Genomic DNA, 14,965 nt, shown 5'->3' on the forward strand with positions numbered 1-14,965 from the left:
TCGTCGGCCAGGCGCGCTCGCGGACGGATCCCACCGCTCTGCACGCCACGGCATAGGTTCGAGGTTCACCGACCGGCTGTCACTAGCACGAACCAGCCAATGCCGGTGTGGGCAGCGGGAGTTACCGGGATCCGAGCTGTTCCCGCACCGCCCGGGGCCGGTTGGTGATGATCGTGTCCACGCCCAGGCGCAGGCACAGTTCCACGTCGGCCGGCTCGTCCACCGTCCACACCCGCACCGACAGCCCCCTGGCCTTCAGCCGGCCCACCAGCCCCGGGTCGCGGCGCACGAGGTCGATGCCCGGACCCGCGTGGGTGGCGTACGGGGGACGGACCGGGCGGAGCCTGCGTTCCATCAGGTACACGGCGGGCAGGCCCGGGGCGAGGCGGTGCATCCGGGTCAGCGCGGCCCGCGAGAAGCTCATCACCTCGACGCGGCCGGTGGAGCCGTCGGCCAACCCGTGCTCGCGCAGCACCCGTACGAGCTCGGTCTCCAGCCGGCCGCCCGCGCGGGTCGGGTGCTTGGTCTCGACGGCGAGCCCGACGGGATACGGCGCGGCCAGCGCCTCCCGGAGCAGGTCCTCGAAGAGCAGCACCCGGGCCCCGGCGTGCGGGGCCCCCTTCCAGGCGCCGAAGTCGAGGGCGCGCAGCTCCTCGTAGGTCATCCCGGACACGACCCCGCGGCCGTCGGAGGTCCGCTCGACCCGACGGTCGTGCACGCACACCAGCCTGTGGTCGGCGGTCAGCCGCACGTCGCATTCGAGGGCGTCGGCCCCGTCGGCGATGGCCTGCCGGTAGGCCTCGACAGTGTGCTCGGGGTACGCGTGGGAGGCCCCGCGGTGAGCGATGACCCGCGTCCCGCGGGCCGTACGGAGGGAGGGTGTCGCTGTCATGCGGAAATCCTTGCAAACCGGGGTGAACGCGCAGGCGCGTGGGCGTGTCCCCGACGTTAACCGGATGCGGTCCCCCTTCCGGGCGGGACTCAGCGGGGCCCGGTGGTCAAGGGGGCCGGGGCCATGCAGGTGCCCACCGGGGCCTGGGTGGCCGTGAGGTCGGGGTGTACGTCGAGGTTGGCCACGCCCCAGGGCCTTGTCGGGAGCTCGTCCGCGATCCATCTGCCGATCGGCGGAGATGCGCGAGGGCCCCTCCGCCGATCGGCGGAGGGGCCCTCGGGGTCCGGGGTGTCGGGTTACAGACCCGGGCCGCGGACCGGGATGTGGGTGAAGGTCGGTTCGGGGGCCGGGTTCTGGAAGAAGTCGTTGCCCTTGTCGTCGACCACGATGAAGGCCGGGAAGTCCTCGACCTCGATCTTCCAGACCGCCTCCATGCCGAGCTCCTCGTACTCCAGGACCTCGACCTTCTTGATGCAGTCCTGGGCCAGGCGCGCGGCCGGGCCGCCGATGGAGCCGAGGTAGAAGCCGCCGTGCGAGGCGCACGCGTCCGTCACCTGCTGGGAGCGGTTGCCCTTGGCCAGCATGACCTTGGAGCCGCCCGCCGCCTGGAACTGCTCCACGTAGGAGTCCATGCGGCCGGCCGTGGTCGGGCCGAAGGAGCCGGAGGCGTAGCCCTCGGGGGTCTTCGCGGGGCCCGCGTAGTAGACCGGGTGGTCCTTGAGGTACTGCGGCATCTCCGCGCCGGAGTCGAGGAGTTCCTTGATCTTGGCGTGCGCGATGTCGCGCGCCACGACCAGCGGGCCGGTCAGGGACAGGCGGGTCTTGACCGGGTGCTTGGTGAGGGTGGCGAGGATCTCGTCCATCGGCTGGTTCAGGTCGATGGAGACCACGTCCGCCGAGTCGTTCAGGTGCTCGTCCGTCGTTTCCGGCAGGAAGCGGGCCGGGTCGCGCTCCAGCTGCTCCAGGAAGACGCCCTCCGCGGTGATCTTCGCGGTGGCCTGGCGGTCTGCCGAGCAGGAGACCGCGATGGCGACCGGGAGGGACGCGCCGTGGCGGGGGAGACGGACCACGCGGACGTCGTGGCAGAAGTACTTGCCGCCGAACTGCGCGCCGATGCCGATCCTCTGGGTCAGCTCGAAGACCTGCTGCTCCAGGGCCTCGTCGCGGAAGCCGTGGCCCAGCGCGGAGCCCTCGGTCGGCAGCTCGTCCAGGTAGTGCGCGGAGGCGTACTTCGCGGTCTTGAGCGCGTGCTCGGCCGAGGTGCCGCCGACCACGATCGCCAGGTGGTACGGCGGGCAGGCCGCGGTGCCCAGCGAGCGGATCTTCTCCTCCAGGAACTTCATCATGGAGGCCTCGTTGAGGACCGCCTTGGTCTCCTGGTAGAGGAAGGACTTGTTGGCGGAGCCGCCGCCCTTGGCCATGAAGAGGAACTTGTACGCGCCGCCGTCGGTCGCGTACAGCTCGATCTGCGCGGGCAGGTTCGAGCCGGTGTTCTTCTCCTCCCACATGGTGAGGGGGGCCATCTGCGAGTAGCGCAGGTTCAGGCGGGTGTACGCGTCGTAGATGCCGCGCGAGAGCGCCGCCTCGTCGCCGCCCTCGGTCAGGACGTTCTGGCCGCGCTTGCCCATCACGATCGCCGTGCCCGTGTCCTGGCACATCGGCAGGACGCCGGCCGCCGCGATGTTCGCGTTCTTGAGCAGGTCCAGGGCCACGAACTTGTCGTTCGCGCTCGCCTCGGGGTCGTCGATGATGCGGCGCAGCTGCGCGAGGTGCGCGGGGCGCAGGAAGTGCTGGATGTCGTGGATCGCCTCTTCGGCGAGCTTGCGCAGCGCCTCCGGCTCGACCTTGAGGAACGTACGGCCGTCGGCCTCGAAGGTCGAGACGCCCTCCGCGGTGATCAGCCGGTAGGGGGTGTTGTCCTCGCCCAGGGGCAGCAGGTCGGTGTACGCAAACTCTGGCATGACGGCAGTCATTCCTCACTCGGCAGACGGCGCTGGCGACCAAATTGGCAGCGCGGTATCCAGCGTAGGACCTCCGCCGGGACGTTTGTCTGTGAGGTAAGGCTCACTGCCCAGTATCGCGATCTATCGTGTCTCGCTATGCTGGGCGGCGTGGACCTGGAAAAGCACCCCTCCGCCCCCGCGCCCTCCCCTGCCGGGATGCGCGCCTCCGACGCCGACCGGGACCGGATCGCGCAGATCCTCGCCGACGCCCTCGCCGAGGGCAGGCTGACTTCCGAGGAGCACTCCGACCGCCTCGACTCGCTGTACGCCTTCAAGACGGTCGGCGAGCTCGACGTACTCGTACGGGACCTGCCCGCGCCCGGCGCCGCCGCCGGTCAGCAGCCCGCGTACGCCGCCGCGGGCGCGGGGTACGGGGCGCAGCAGCCGACGGGCGGTCTGCCCGATGAGACCCTCGTCGCGGTGTTCAGCAGCTCCTCCCGCAAGGGCCGCTGGCGGCCGGGCGCGAACACCCGCGCGGTCTCCGTCCTCGGCGACATCACCATCGACCTCACCGAGGCGGTCTTCCAGCAGCAGGTCACCGAGATCAATGTGACCTGCGTCCTCGGCAACGTCGAGATCCTGGTCCCGGAGAACGTCACCCTGCGCGGCTACGGCAGCGGGGTGCTCGGCAACGTCGAGGTGCACGGCGAGGGCCAGGCCGGCGGCGCGGACCCGCACGCCCCGGTCGTGATCGTCCGCGGCTTCGCCCTGCTGGGCAACATCGAGGCGCGGCACAAGTTCGGCGCCCGCCTGGTGGACCTGGCCCGGGGGCTCGGCAAGCGGACCGAGGGCTGACCGAGGTCTGGGCCGTCTCTTTCGGTCGGGCGTCCGGTCCGGCGCCCGGGAGGAGCCGACACGCGGGCAACTGCCTCTGAAATCCAGCCGTTTGGCCGGAGGTCGCCGGTTAGGGTCGGCCCATGACCGCATCCAAGTGGGACCTGCTCGACCAGGCGTACGCTGCACTGCGCTCCGTCGTCGACGGCACAACTGCCGACGGCCTGTCCGGACCGACCCCGTGCGACCAGTGGAATGTCGGCCAAGTGCTCCAGCACGCGGCCGGCGACCAGCTCGCCTACGCGGCCCGGCTCACCGGCGGCCCGGGACCGTCCGAGGACCCCTTCGCACCCTCCGGCATCCTGGCCGGTACCCCCGCGGAGCTGCTGGAGCCGGCCCTCGAAGCCGCCGCCGAGGCCTTCGCCGGGGTCGAGCCGGGCGCGGCCGAGGTCGCCGTCCCGCTGCCGCCGTTCACCGTGCCCGCCGAGACCGCGGTCGGCGCCGCCGCCCTCGACGCGGCCGTCCACGCCTGGGACATCGCCGTCGCCACCGGCCAGGCCTCCCCGCTGACCCCCGCGCTCGCCGCGGCCCTGCGTCCGGCCGCGGAGGTGCTCGTCGAGCCCCTGCGCGGCTTCGCCTACGGCCCGGCGCTCACGCCCGCCCCCGACCCGGACGCCGATCCGGCCGGTTCGCTGCTCGCCTTCCTGGGCCGCCGGCCCGACTGGACGCCGCCCGTCGCCTGACCGCGCGGGACGCCGTCACGTTTCGGTCGAACCGTCCGGATCGGAGGCACTCGGTGCATAGGGGCGCGCACAGCGGGTAGGGACAGGTGCATCGTCTCTCGCTCGCGTATACGTCGTCAGGAGTAGACCGTGCCGCATCCGCCGCGCCAGTCCCTGCAGGTAGCCGCCGTCCAGACTCTTCAGGGGCGGCCGACGGCGGCCGTGCCGAAGCCGCGGGTGCCGGCCAAGGAAGAGGACGGGCCATGGCACGCGGACGCGGTGTGCCGGCGCGACGAGGCCGGGCTGTTCTTCGCCCCCTCCAAGGAGCCGACCGCGGCCCGGCTGTCCCGCGAGGACGCCGCCAAGCGGGTCTGTGCCCGCTGCCCCGTCATGATCGCCTGCCGCGAGCACGCGCTGCTCCAGCCGGAGCCCTACGGCGTCTGGGGCGGGCTCACCGCCGCCGAGCGCCGGGTGGTGCTGGCGCGGCGGCGGCGCCGGACGGGGGAGCTGCGCGAAGCCTCGTAGGCGGACGGGCGGGCTGCGGACACACGGAAGGGGCGCTCCCGCCGCACGCGGGAACGCCCCTTTCTGCCGTGCTGTGCCGTGCCGTGCCGCGCCGTGCTGTACGGCGCCGCTTGCAGCCCCGGTCCTACTGGGCGCGGTCGAAGTCGATCGCGCTGTACGCGCGGAGCTTCGAGAGCCGGTGGGTGGAGTCGATCTGGCGGATCGTGCCCGACTTCGAGCGCATGACCAGCGAGGAGGTCGTGGCGGTCTCGGAGCGGTAGTGGACGCCGCGCAGCAGCTCGCCGTCCGTGATGCCGGTCGCGACGAAGAAGACGTTGTCGCCGGAGACCAGGTCGTTGGTGTGCAGGACCCGGTCCAGGTCGTGGCCCGCGTCGATGGCCTTCTGGCGCTCGGCGTCGTCCTTGGGCCACAGCTTGCCCTGGATGGTGCCGCCGAGGCACTTGATGGCGCAGGCCGAGATGATGCCCTCGGGGGTGCCGCCGATGCCCAGGAGCAGGTCGACGCCGGTGCCCTCGCGGACCGCCATGACCGAGCCGGCGACGTCGCCGTCGGAGATGAACTTGATGCGGGCGCCGGTCTCGCGGATCTCCTTGACGATGCCCTCGTGACGGGGGCGGTCGAGGATGACCACGGTGACGTCCTCCACGGCCATGTTCTTGGCCTTGGCGACGCGGCGGATGTTGACGGAGACCGGGGCGTTGATGTCGACGAAGTCGGCGGCCTCGGGACCGGTGACCAGCTTCTCCATGTAGAACACCGCGGACGGGTCGAACATGGTGCCGCGGTCGGCGGCGGCCAGGACGGCGATCGCGTTCGGCATGCCCTTGGCGTTCAGGGTGGTGCCGTCGATCGGGTCCACGGCGATGTCGACCTCGGCACCGGTGCCGTCGCCGACCCGCTCGCCGTTGAAGAGCATCGGCGCTTCGTCCTTCTCGCCCTCGCCGATGACGACGACGCCGTTCATCGAAACGGTGGAGATCAGGGTGCGCATGGCGTTGACCGCGGCGCCGTCGGCGCCGAGCTTGTCGCCGCGCCCGACCCAGCGGCCCGCGGCCATGGCGGCGGCCTCGGTGACCCGGACGAGCTCCAGTGCGAGGTTGCGGTCGGGTGCCTCCGGAGAGACTTCGAGCTGAGGCGGCAGGTTGTGCTCGGTCATCGGAGCGCACCTTTCTGTACGGCGACGGCCGGGAGTGAGGGTCCCTGGACTCTATCGGTACGTCGACATATTGAGCAGACCGGGTCACGTATGAGCGGTATATCGGTCAGCCGGTTGTCCTGAGCGGACATCTTGCGCCCCGCGCGGGACGCGACACGGACCCCGGCGGTGATCGCCGCGGGCGATGCGGGACCATGGTCCGGTGGCAGGTATGAAAGGCAAGCAGACGATTCGGGACATGGTCCTCTCGTTGGTGGCGATCGGTCTCGTCGTGGGCGGGATCTACATCTTCATCCCACATGACGAGAAAGCCGATCCGACGCGGGTGGTCGACTACCGCGTCGAGACGCTCACGGCCCGGCGCGCGGCCCCGTACCCGGTGGCCGCCCCCGTCGGGCTGCCGAAGGAGTGGCGGGCGACCTCGGTGACGTACGACGGGAAGGAAGCCAAATCCTGGCACCTGGGCTTCCTGGACCCGCGGAAGCAGTACGTGGCGGTGGAGCAGTCGGCGGACACCACGGCGGGCTACCTCAGCAAGGTCACGCAGAAGGCGGCGGCCACCGGGCAGACGCAGCAGGTCGGCGACCAGGCCTGGGAGCGCTGGGACGGGGAGAAGTACGACGCCCTCGTGCGGCGGGAACAGGGCTACGTCACCGTGGTGACGGGGACGGCCTCCTTCGAGGACCTCGGAGTGATGGCCGCCGCCCTGGAGTTCAAGCAGGGCCCCGAGCAGCCGCAGCAGCAGTAGCGCGGGCGCCGATGCGCGAGAAGGCCGCGCACCCCGGACATCTCCGGGGTGCGCGGCCTTCGTCGTCGGTGGCTCGGCTCAGACGGTCGTGACGACCTGGTCGAAGTCCAGGCGCGGGGAGCGCGCGAACCAGGCGTCCTCGCCCGGCTTGCCGATGTTGACGACCATCAGCGGGGTGTGGTCGCCGTCCAGGAACTCCTTCGCCACACCGGCGAAGTCCAGACCGGTCATCGGGCCGGCGGCCAGGCCGGCGGCGCGGATGCCCAGGATGAAGTAGGCGGCCTGCAGGGAGGCGTTGACCAGCGCGGACTGCTCGCGGACCGGACGCTCGGAGAAGAACATGTCCTTGGCCTGCGGGAAGTGCGGGAGCAGCTGCGGGAGCTCCTCGTGGAACTCGTTGTCCGCGGACAGGATCGCGACCAGCGGGGCGGCCAGGGTCTTGGCCTGGTTGCCCTCGGCCAGGTGCTGCACCAGGCGCTCGCGGGCCTCGGGGGAGCGGACCAGCGTGATGCGCAGCGGGGTCTGGTTGAAGGCGGTCGGGCCGAACTTCACCAGGTCGTAGATCGCCTGGATCTGCTCGTCGGTCACCGGCTCGTCGGAGAACGTGTTGGCGGTGCGCGCCTCACGGAAGAGGAGGTCCTGAGCGGCGGCGTCGAGAACGAGAGACATCGGAAAGCCTTCTTCTGTACGGAACTGCGAAGCGATGTCCCGACAGTACGCCCCAGGTAGATGAAAGTTCAACTAAATCCGGGTGGGGGTGAGAGAGGTCACCCCCGGGGCACCCCCGGGTCGCCGCCCGGTAGTCCCCGGGTCACTCCCCGCCGTCCCGCTCCCCGGCCTCCCCGTCGGCCCCCGCCGCGTCCCGGGCTGCCAGCGCCGAGTCCAGTCGGGCCCGCGCGCCCTCCAGCCAGTGGCGGCACACCTTCGCGAGCTCCTCGCCGCGCTCCCAGAGCGCGAGGGAGTCCTCCAGTGAGGTCCCGCCGGCCTCCAGCTTGCGGACGACCTCGATCAGTTCGTCCCGGGCCTGCTCGTATCCCAGCGCCGTTTCGGTTCCGGTCATTCCCGCTCCCAGTTCATATGTGTAATGCAACGATTTCTCGGCGGAGGCGTGCCCGCCGGAGACGGCCTGGGCCGTCTAGGCGCCGCGGGTCTCCTCGGAGACCCGCACCGCGAACTCGCCCTCCGCCACCCGCGCCCGCAGCACGTCGCCCGCCGCCACGTCCTCGGGCGAGCGCACCACGTGCCCGTCCGCCCGCTGGAGCACCGCGTACCCGCGCTCCAGCGTGGCCGCCGGGGACAGTGCCACCACCCGGGCCAGCGTGTGCGCCAGCTCCGAATCCGCCCGGTCCAGCAAGTGCCCCAGGGTCCGCCTCGCACGCGCCAGCAGCGCGTCCAGCTCGGCCTCCCGGGTCTCCACCATCCGCTGGGGGTGGACGAAGACCGGCCGGGCGAGCGCGTGCGCGAGCCCCCGCTCCTCCCGGTCGAGCAGCCCGCGCACGGCGCGCAGCCCCCGGCCCTGCAGCTGGCGCACCCGCTCCAGCTCCTCGCCCACGTCCGGGACCACCTTCTTCGCCGCGTCCGTGGGCGTGGACGCCCGCAGGTCCGCGACCAGGTCCAGCAGCGGGGAGTCCGGCTCGTGCCCGATCGCCGAGACCACGGGAGTACGGGCCGCCGCGACGGTCCGTACGACCTCCTCGTCGGAGAACGGCAGCAGGTCCTCCACGCTGCCGCCGCCGCGCGCCACGATGATCACGTCCACCTCGGGCATGGCGTCCAGCTCCCTGACCGCCTCGATCACCTGGGGCACCGCGTGCACCCCCTGGACGGCCACGTTGCGGACCTCGAAGCGGACCGCCGGCCACCTGCGCCGCGCGTTCTCCAGTACGTCGCGCTCGGCCGCCGAGGCCCGCCCCACCACCAGCCCGATCAGCTGGGGCAGGAACGGCAGCGGCTTCTTGCGGTCCAGCGCGAAGAGCCCCTCCGAGGCCAGCGAGCGCTTGAGCCGCTCCAGCCGGGCGAGCAGCTCGCCGATGCCGACGGGCCGTATCTCCGTCGCCCGCAGGGACAGCTGCCCGCGCGGGGCGTACCACTCGGGCTTGGCGAGTACGACGACGCGCGCGCCCTCCGTCACGGAGTCCGCGACCTCGTCGAAGACCTGGCGGAAGCAGGTCACGCTGAGGGAGATGTCGTGCGAGGGATCGCGCAGCGTCAGGAAGACCACCCCCGCTCCCGGCCTCCGCGAGAGCTGCGTGATCTGCCCTTCCACCCACACCTGGCCGAGCTTGTCGATCCAGCCCCCGATGAGCCGGGACACCTGACCGACCGGCAGCGGCGCGTCAGCCGACGTATTCAGACCCATGCACGCAGGCTAACCGCCCGCGCCGACACCGGCGTCGGGCCCGGACCCTTCGGCGCCCGCGCGTCGTCCGCGCTGGGCCACCAGCACCCCCAGGCCCACCAGCAGCCACACCGCCCCCACCAGCTGCGCCGTCCACGAGGCCTCGACGATCACCGCGACGGTCACGGCGGCGCCGAGCACCGGCATCACCAGGTGCTTGAACCAGTTCGGGGCGCCCTCGCGCCGCTTGACGACGAACCAGCCGACCACCGAGGCGTGCAGCAGCGTGAACGCCACCAGCGCGCCCACGTCGACCACCGAGACCAGGTGGTCCAGGCCGTCGTCGCGCCGGGCCGCCCACACCGCCGCGACCAGCGTCACCGTGGCCGCCACCAGCAGGGCCCTGCGCGGGGTGCCGTGGGAGGTGTGCGCGAGGAGGCGCGGCAGCCGCCGCTCGCGGGCCATCGCGAAGAGCAGCCGGCCCGCCGCCGCCTGCCCGGCCAGCGCCGCGAAGGCCGCCCCGATCGCCTTGCTGACGGCGACCAGGTCGTGCAGCCAGCCGCCCACCGAGGCCTCGACCGTGTTGTAGAAGGCCGGACCCTGAAGCCCCGGGTCGGCCGCCAGCTCCGCCGAGGAGACCGGCGTCAGCAGGGCCGCCAGATAGGTCTGGGCGATGAACAGCACCCCGGTCAGCGCCAGGCAGAACAGCACCGCCCGCGCCACCTTCGCGCTGCCCCCCGTCACCTCCTCCGCGAAGGAGGCGATGGCGTCGAAGCCCAGGTACGACAGGACCGCCACGGAGACCGCGCCGAGCACCGCGGCCGTCGAGAAGCCCAGTGAGCCGTCGCCGGTGAGCGGGGAGAGCCAGCCGCGCTGCGCCCCGTCCCGGACCAGGACCGTCACCGCCGAGACCAGGAACACCAGGAGGACCAGGATCTCCATGGCCAGCACGGCGAAGCCCACGCGCGCTGCCGCCCGTACGCCCCACAGGTTGAGCAGGGTGGTCACGGCCACCGCCAGGGCCGTCCACACCCACCGGGAGACCTCCGGGACCAGGGCGTGCATGGCGATGCCGGAGAAGAGGTACGCGACCGCCGGGATCAGCAGGTAGTCGAGCATCGCCATCCAGCCGGCGATCAGGCCGGGGCCCTCGCCGAGCCCCTTGCGGGCGTACGTGAAGACGGAGCCGGCCTGGGGGGCCACCCGCACCATCTGGGCGTACGAGAAGGCGGTGAAGGCCATCGCGACCGTCGCGGCGAGGTAGACCAGCGCCACGGCGCCGTGCGACTTGGCGTCGAGGGTCCCGAAGACGCCGACCGGGGCCATGGGGGCGATGAAGAGCAGTCCGTAGACGACCAGGTCCCGGAAGCCCAGGTTCCGCGTCAGCGCGGTGCCGGGCGCCCCGCCGCCGGAGGGGCCGGGAGCACCGGGCGTCGTGCTGGAATCCGTCGCGGACGCCATCGTTCCTCCGGGGGATAGCCGGTACGGACGTTCGACCCAGTCTGCGTCGAACGGGGGACGTCCGGCCTCCTGAAGACCCCCGTACGATGGAGCGCATGACTGCTCCCGCCCCTGCTCCCGCATCCCGACGCGTCCTGCTCGCCGCCCCCCGCGGCTACTGCGCGGGCGTGGACCGAGCCGTGATCGCCGTCGAGAAAGCCCTCGAGCAGTACGGTGCGCCGGTCTACGTACGCCACGAGATCGTGCACAACAAGTACGTGGTCCAGACCCTGGAGAGGAAGGGCGCCATCTTCGTCGAGCGGACGGAGGAGGTGCCCGAGGGCTCCATCGTGATGTTCTCGGCGCACGGGGTGGCCCCCGTCGTGCACGAGGAGGCGGCGCGCGGCAAGCTCGCGACGATCGACGCGACCTGCCCGCTGGTCACCAAGGTGCACAAGGAAGCGATCCGGTACGCGAACGAGGACTTCGACATCCTCCTCATCGGCCACGAGGGCCACGAGGAGGTCATCGGCACCTCCGGAGAGGCCCCCGACCACATCACCATCGTGGACGGCCCGCACGACGTGGAGAAGGTCACCGTCCGCGACGAGTCGAAGGTCGTCTGGCTGTCGCAGACCACGCTGTCGGTCGACGAGACGATGGAGACGGTCGGCGCACTGAAGACCAAGTTCCCGCTGCTCGTCTCGCCGCCCAGCGACGACATCTGCTACGCCACCTCGAACCGCCAGGAGGCGGTCAAGGTGATGGGCAAGGACTGCGACCTGGTCATCGTCGTCGGCTCCAAGAACTCCTCGAACTCGATCCGGCTGGTCGAGGTCGCCCTCGACGCCGGCGCGAAGGCCTCGTACCTCGTGGACTTCGCGAGCGAGATCGACGAGGCCTGGCTGGAAGGCGTCACCACGGTGGGCCTGACCTCGGGCGCCTCGGTGCCGGAGGTACTGGTCGAAGAGGTGCTGGAGTGGCTCGCCGCGCGCGGGTACGCGGACGTGGAGATCGTCAAGACGGCCGAGGAGTCGATCGTCTTCTCGCTGCCCAAGGAGCTGCGCCGGGACCTGCGCGCGGAGGCGGCGGAGCTGGTCTCCGAGAAGTAGGCCGGACCGCGCTCCGGTCCGGTCCGATCCGCTTCCGTCCGAAGCAGAGCGCTCCGGCGGGTCATTTCGTACGGTGTGTCCATGCAGATCTTCGGTGTGGACATCGGCGGTTCCGGGATCAAGGGCGCTCCCGTGGACCTGGACCGCGGCGATCTGGCGCAGGAGCGCCACAAGGTACTGACACCGCAGCCGGCCACCCCCGACGGGGTGGCCGGCTGTGTCGTCGAGGTGGTGCGCCACTTCGACTGGGACGGCCCGGTCGGGGTCACCTTCCCCGGGGTCGTCACGGTCGGGGTCACCCGTTCGGCGGCCAACATGGACAAGGCCTGGATCGGCACGGACACGGCGGCCCTGCTGTCCGGCCGCCTGGACGGCCGGCCGGTCACGGTCCTCAACGACGCGGACGCGGCGGGGATCGCGGAGATGACCTACGGGGCGGGGCGCGGGGTCGGCGGCACCGTCATCCTGCTCACGCTGGGCACCGGGATCGGCAGCGCGCTGTTCACCGACGGGCGGCTGGTGGCCAACACCGAGCTGGGGCACCTGGAGCTGAAGGGCCACGACGCGGAGACCCGGGCCTCGGTGAAGGCGAAGGACGACGGGGACCTCACGTGGGAGCACTGGGCCCGCCGGGTGGGGAAGTACCTGGCCCACGTGGAGATGCTGTTCTCCCCGGACCTGTTCATCATCGGCGGGGGAGTGAGCCGCAAGCCGGAGAAGTTCCTGCCGCTGATCGAGGGCGTCCGCGCGCGGATCGTCCCGGCGGAACTGCAGAACAACGCGGGCATCGTGGGCGCGGCGATGGCGGCGCACCCGGGGTCGACCGCCTAGAAGGACTCTCAGACGACGCGGCGGGGCACGCTCCGCCGCCGCCCGATCAGCACGGCCTTGCGCACCACCACGATCAGGGCGGCGATGAGCGTCCCCGCGTACAGCCAGCCGGCGTGCAGGGACAGCGCGGACACCAGCCCCATGATCTCCCCGGCGAAGCCGCCGGAGCCGCCGGACACGGGCCACACCCCGACGGCGAAGGCGATCGGGGCGGTGATCGGGGCGGTGATCAGGTCGGCGGGGCGCACCCACAGGGCGGTCGCGGCCGCCACCGGCAGGAAGAGCAGCCCGTAGGCGAGGAGCGAGGCGTCGAACAGCAGCCAGTCGATGCCGCCGCACACGAACATCGCGGCGCAGGCGAACAGCCCGCCGCCGAGCCCGGTCAGCCGCGGCCGCGGCAGCCTCCGTACCGCTTCCCGGCCGGGGGAGGCGGGGGACGGAGGGGACGAGGGGGCCGCGGCGGCCCGTTCTGCAGGGTGACGTACCGTACGCGCCTTGTATCGCTCCACCCCTCAAAACTAGGCGGGGGGCCGCCGATCGTGTGTCCGGACACGCGTACATCCGTGCCCCCTCATCGGAAAGTAAACTGCTCCTTGGCCCACTCCCGGGCCGCCGCCCCCTCCAGCTACGGGAAGTCGCCAACGTGTCGCTCACGATCGGAATCGTCGGCCTGCCGAATGTCGGCAAGTCGACCCTGTTCAACGCCCTGACCAAGAACGACGTGCTGGCGGCCAACTACCCGTTCGCCACGATCGAGCCGAACGTCGGCGTCGTAGGCGTCCCGGACGCGCGCCTCCAGGTCCTGGCCGGCATCTTCGGTTCGCAGAAGATCCTCCCGGCGACGGTCGACTTCGTCGACATCGCGGGCATCGTGCGCGGTGCGTCCGAGGGCGAGGGCCTCGGCAACAAGTTCCTCGCGAACATCCGCGAGTCGGACGCGATCTGCCAGGTCATCCGTGCCTTCGCGGACGAGAACGTCGTCCACGTCGACGGCAAGGTCTCGCCGAAGGACGACATCGAGACGATCAACACCGAGCTCATCCTCGCGGACCTCCAGTCCATCGAGAAGGCGATCCCGCGCCTGACGAAGGAGTCCCGCCTCCAGAAGGAGAAGGTCGCGGTCCTCGCGGCCGTCGAGAAGGCCCAGAAGATCCTGGAAGAGGGCACGACGCTCTTCTCCGTCGGCATCACCAAGGGCACGGAGCAGGGTGACCTCCTCCACGAGCTCCACCTCCTCACGGTCAAGCCGTTCCTCTACGTCTTCAACGTGGACGAGGACGAGCTGACGGACGACGCCTTCAAGGCGGAGCAGAGCGCGCTCGTCGCCCCGGCCGAGGCGATCTTCCTGAACGCCAAGCTGGAGGCGGAGCTCATCGAGCTCGAGGACGACGAGGCCCTCGAGCTCCTCCAGTCGGTCGGCCAGGAAGAGCCCGGCATGGCCACCCTCGGCCGCGTCGGCTTCGCCACCCTGGGCCTGCAGACCTACCTGACGGCCGGCCCGAAGGAAACCCGCGCCTGGACCATCAGGAAGGGCGCCACCGCCCCCGAGGCCGCCGGCGTGATCCACACCGACTTCCAGCGCGGCTTCATCAAGGCCGAGGTCATCTCCTTCGCGGACCTGGTCGAATGCGGCTCGGTCACCGAAGCCCGCGCCAAGGGCAAGGCCCGCATGGAGGGCAAGGACTACGTCATGCAGGACGGCGACGTGGTGGAGTTCCGCTTCAACGTCTGATCGGACGTGAACAAACGGCCTGACCTGCAAGAAAGCAGGTCAGGCCGTTGTGCTGTCCGCAGCAGTCCGCAAGACCTGCGCAGCTACGTGTCGTAGACCGTGGAGTGGTGTCCGACGTGTACGACCCACACCACCAGCTCCCCGTCGTCGAGCGTGTAGACGACGCGGTAGTCGCCGACGCGCAGGCGGCGTCGTTCGGGCTGGGACACGAGTGCGGTGGTGTTGAAGCCGAGGGGATCGGTCTCCAGCTCGGTCAGCTTGGCCAGGATGCGCAGCGCCATGTCGCGAGGGATCTTCCGAAGCTCGGCTTGAGCCTCGGGGCGGAAGACGGTTCGGTACTCACTCACGCTGTGCTCATTCACTGCGTGCCAGCGTCTCCCTCATGGTGTCCTCGATCGGGATGCCGGGCGCCGGGTTGGCCATGCGCTCGTCGATGATCCGATTGATCTCGCGCTCTTCCCATTCCTGGTACTTGCGCAGTACCTCGATGGAGACGACGGCGGCGACCTGCTTGCCGCGACGGGTGATGACAGTGGGCACGTCGTCGCGGTCGGCCCGTTCGACGACTTCGGCCAAGTGGGCGCGTACGTCGCGGATGGACTCTATGGGCAGCGGCTGCGTCATGCGCCCAAGGGTACCGAGTGTGCCATGTGTACACAATCTGCAGGATCCGGTCGGCGCCGGGGTGGCGG

17 protein-coding genes are annotated in these 14,965 nt (G+C 71.1%); 7 read left to right on the forward strand and 10 right to left on the reverse strand.

What is annotated here, in order from left to right:
- Positions 1-121: 121 nt before the first annotated feature.
- Together AC3IYJ_RS25190 and AC3IYJ_RS25195 are read right to left on the reverse strand one after the other, a co-directional pair.
- Positions 122-892 (reverse strand): glycerophosphodiester phosphodiesterase, encoded by a 771-nt coding sequence (locus AC3IYJ_RS25190; RefSeq protein ID WP_489397023.1) that lies wholly within the window; start codon positions 890-892, stop codon positions 122-124.
- A gap of 296 nt (positions 893-1,188) precedes the next feature.
- On the reverse strand, positions 1,189-2,853 hold the full coding sequence (locus tag AC3IYJ_RS25195; protein ID WP_489397024.1) for a fumarate hydratase: 1,665 nt from the start codon (positions 2,851-2,853) through the stop codon (positions 1,189-1,191).
- 150 nt (positions 2,854-3,003) lie between these two features.
- Here AC3IYJ_RS25195 and AC3IYJ_RS25200 point away from each other — a divergent pair, with 150 nt between their 5' ends.
- From AC3IYJ_RS25200 to AC3IYJ_RS25210, 3 genes are all read left to right on the forward strand, one after another.
- The gene (locus tag AC3IYJ_RS25200) at positions 3,004-3,690 is read left to right on the forward strand and encodes a DUF1707 SHOCT-like domain-containing protein (protein ID WP_489397025.1); all 687 of its coding nucleotides are present in this window, start codon (positions 3,004-3,006) and stop codon (positions 3,688-3,690) included.
- A gap of 122 nt (positions 3,691-3,812) precedes the next feature.
- Positions 3,813-4,412 carry a TIGR03086 family metal-binding protein gene (locus AC3IYJ_RS25205; RefSeq protein WP_489397026.1) on the forward strand — a complete coding sequence of 200 codons (600 nt, stop codon included), beginning with the start codon at positions 3,813-3,815 and terminating at the stop codon, positions 4,410-4,412.
- 129 nt (positions 4,413-4,541) lie between these two features.
- Positions 4,542-4,916 carry a WhiB family transcriptional regulator gene (locus tag AC3IYJ_RS25210; RefSeq protein WP_489397027.1) on the forward strand — a complete coding sequence of 125 codons (375 nt, stop codon included), beginning with the start codon at positions 4,542-4,544 and terminating at the stop codon, positions 4,914-4,916.
- A 124-nt stretch (positions 4,917-5,040) separates the two neighbouring features.
- On the opposite strand, the gene glpX is transcribed toward AC3IYJ_RS25210, so the two are convergent.
- A complete protein-coding gene (glpX, locus tag AC3IYJ_RS25215) occupies positions 5,041-6,072 on the reverse strand; it encodes a class II fructose-bisphosphatase (protein ID WP_214953512.1) in 1,032 nt (343 codons plus the stop codon).
- A gap of 211 nt (positions 6,073-6,283) precedes the next feature.
- Between glpX and AC3IYJ_RS25220 the strand changes: the two genes are divergently transcribed.
- A complete protein-coding gene (locus AC3IYJ_RS25220) occupies positions 6,284-6,820 on the forward strand; it encodes a DUF4245 domain-containing protein (RefSeq protein WP_489402918.1) in 537 nt (178 codons plus the stop codon).
- A gap of 78 nt (positions 6,821-6,898) precedes the next feature.
- Here the strand turns inward: AC3IYJ_RS25220 and AC3IYJ_RS25225 are convergent, their stop codons facing one another.
- The 4 genes from AC3IYJ_RS25225 to AC3IYJ_RS25240 all read right to left on the reverse strand — a co-directional run bounded on the left by AC3IYJ_RS25225 (position 6,899) and on the right by AC3IYJ_RS25240 (position 10,619).
- On the reverse strand, positions 6,899-7,489 hold the full coding sequence (locus AC3IYJ_RS25225; RefSeq protein WP_489397028.1) for a malonic semialdehyde reductase: 591 nt from the start codon (positions 7,487-7,489) through the stop codon (positions 6,899-6,901).
- A 142-nt stretch (positions 7,490-7,631) separates the two neighbouring features.
- Positions 7,632-7,880: an exodeoxyribonuclease VII small subunit gene (locus AC3IYJ_RS25230; protein WP_489397029.1), complete on the reverse strand. Its 249-nt coding sequence runs from the start codon at positions 7,878-7,880 to the stop codon at positions 7,632-7,634.
- Between the two features lie 75 nt (positions 7,881-7,955).
- Positions 7,956-9,179, reverse strand: a complete 1,224-nt coding sequence (xseA, locus tag AC3IYJ_RS25235; RefSeq protein WP_489397030.1) for an exodeoxyribonuclease VII large subunit — start codon at positions 9,177-9,179, stop codon at positions 7,956-7,958.
- Between the two features lie 9 nt (positions 9,180-9,188).
- Complete coding sequence (locus AC3IYJ_RS25240) at positions 9,189-10,619, reverse strand: APC family permease (RefSeq protein WP_489397031.1); 1,431 nt, start codon at positions 10,617-10,619, stop codon at positions 9,189-9,191.
- Between the two features lie 86 nt (positions 10,620-10,705).
- On the opposite strand from AC3IYJ_RS25240, the gene AC3IYJ_RS25245 reads away from it, so the two are divergent.
- A complete protein-coding gene (locus AC3IYJ_RS25245; RefSeq protein WP_489397032.1) occupies positions 10,706-11,710 on the forward strand; it encodes a 4-hydroxy-3-methylbut-2-enyl diphosphate reductase in 1,005 nt (334 codons plus the stop codon).
- An 81-nt stretch (positions 11,711-11,791) separates the two neighbouring features.
- Entirely contained in the window at positions 11,792-12,541 is a 750-nt protein-coding gene (gene ppgK / locus AC3IYJ_RS25250) for a polyphosphate--glucose phosphotransferase (protein ID WP_489397033.1), read from the forward strand.
- Positions 12,542-12,549: 8 nt separating this feature from the next.
- Here the strand turns inward: ppgK and AC3IYJ_RS25255 are convergent, their stop codons facing one another.
- The gene (locus tag AC3IYJ_RS25255; protein WP_489397034.1) at positions 12,550-13,050 is read right to left on the reverse strand and encodes a DUF6542 domain-containing protein; all 501 of its coding nucleotides are present in this window, start codon (positions 13,048-13,050) and stop codon (positions 12,550-12,552) included.
- Positions 13,051-13,184: 134 nt separating this feature from the next.
- Here AC3IYJ_RS25255 and ychF point away from each other — a divergent pair, with 134 nt between their 5' ends.
- The gene (gene ychF / locus AC3IYJ_RS25260; RefSeq protein WP_489397035.1) at positions 13,185-14,273 is read left to right on the forward strand and encodes a redox-regulated ATPase YchF; all 1,089 of its coding nucleotides are present in this window, start codon (positions 13,185-13,187) and stop codon (positions 14,271-14,273) included.
- Between the two features lie 83 nt (positions 14,274-14,356).
- Here the strand turns inward: ychF and AC3IYJ_RS25265 are convergent, their stop codons facing one another.
- Positions 14,357-14,620 (reverse strand): type II toxin-antitoxin system RelE family toxin, encoded by a 264-nt coding sequence (locus AC3IYJ_RS25265; RefSeq protein ID WP_489397036.1) that lies wholly within the window; start codon positions 14,618-14,620, stop codon positions 14,357-14,359.
- A gap of 7 nt (positions 14,621-14,627) precedes the next feature.
- Positions 14,628-14,897, reverse strand: coding sequence for a type II toxin-antitoxin system Phd/YefM family antitoxin (locus AC3IYJ_RS25270; protein ID WP_489397037.1), 270 nt, complete (start codon positions 14,895-14,897; stop codon positions 14,628-14,630).
- Positions 14,898-14,965: the final 68 nt, after the last annotated feature.

Source organism: Streptomyces sp. GL_140 (assembly GCF_057834465.1).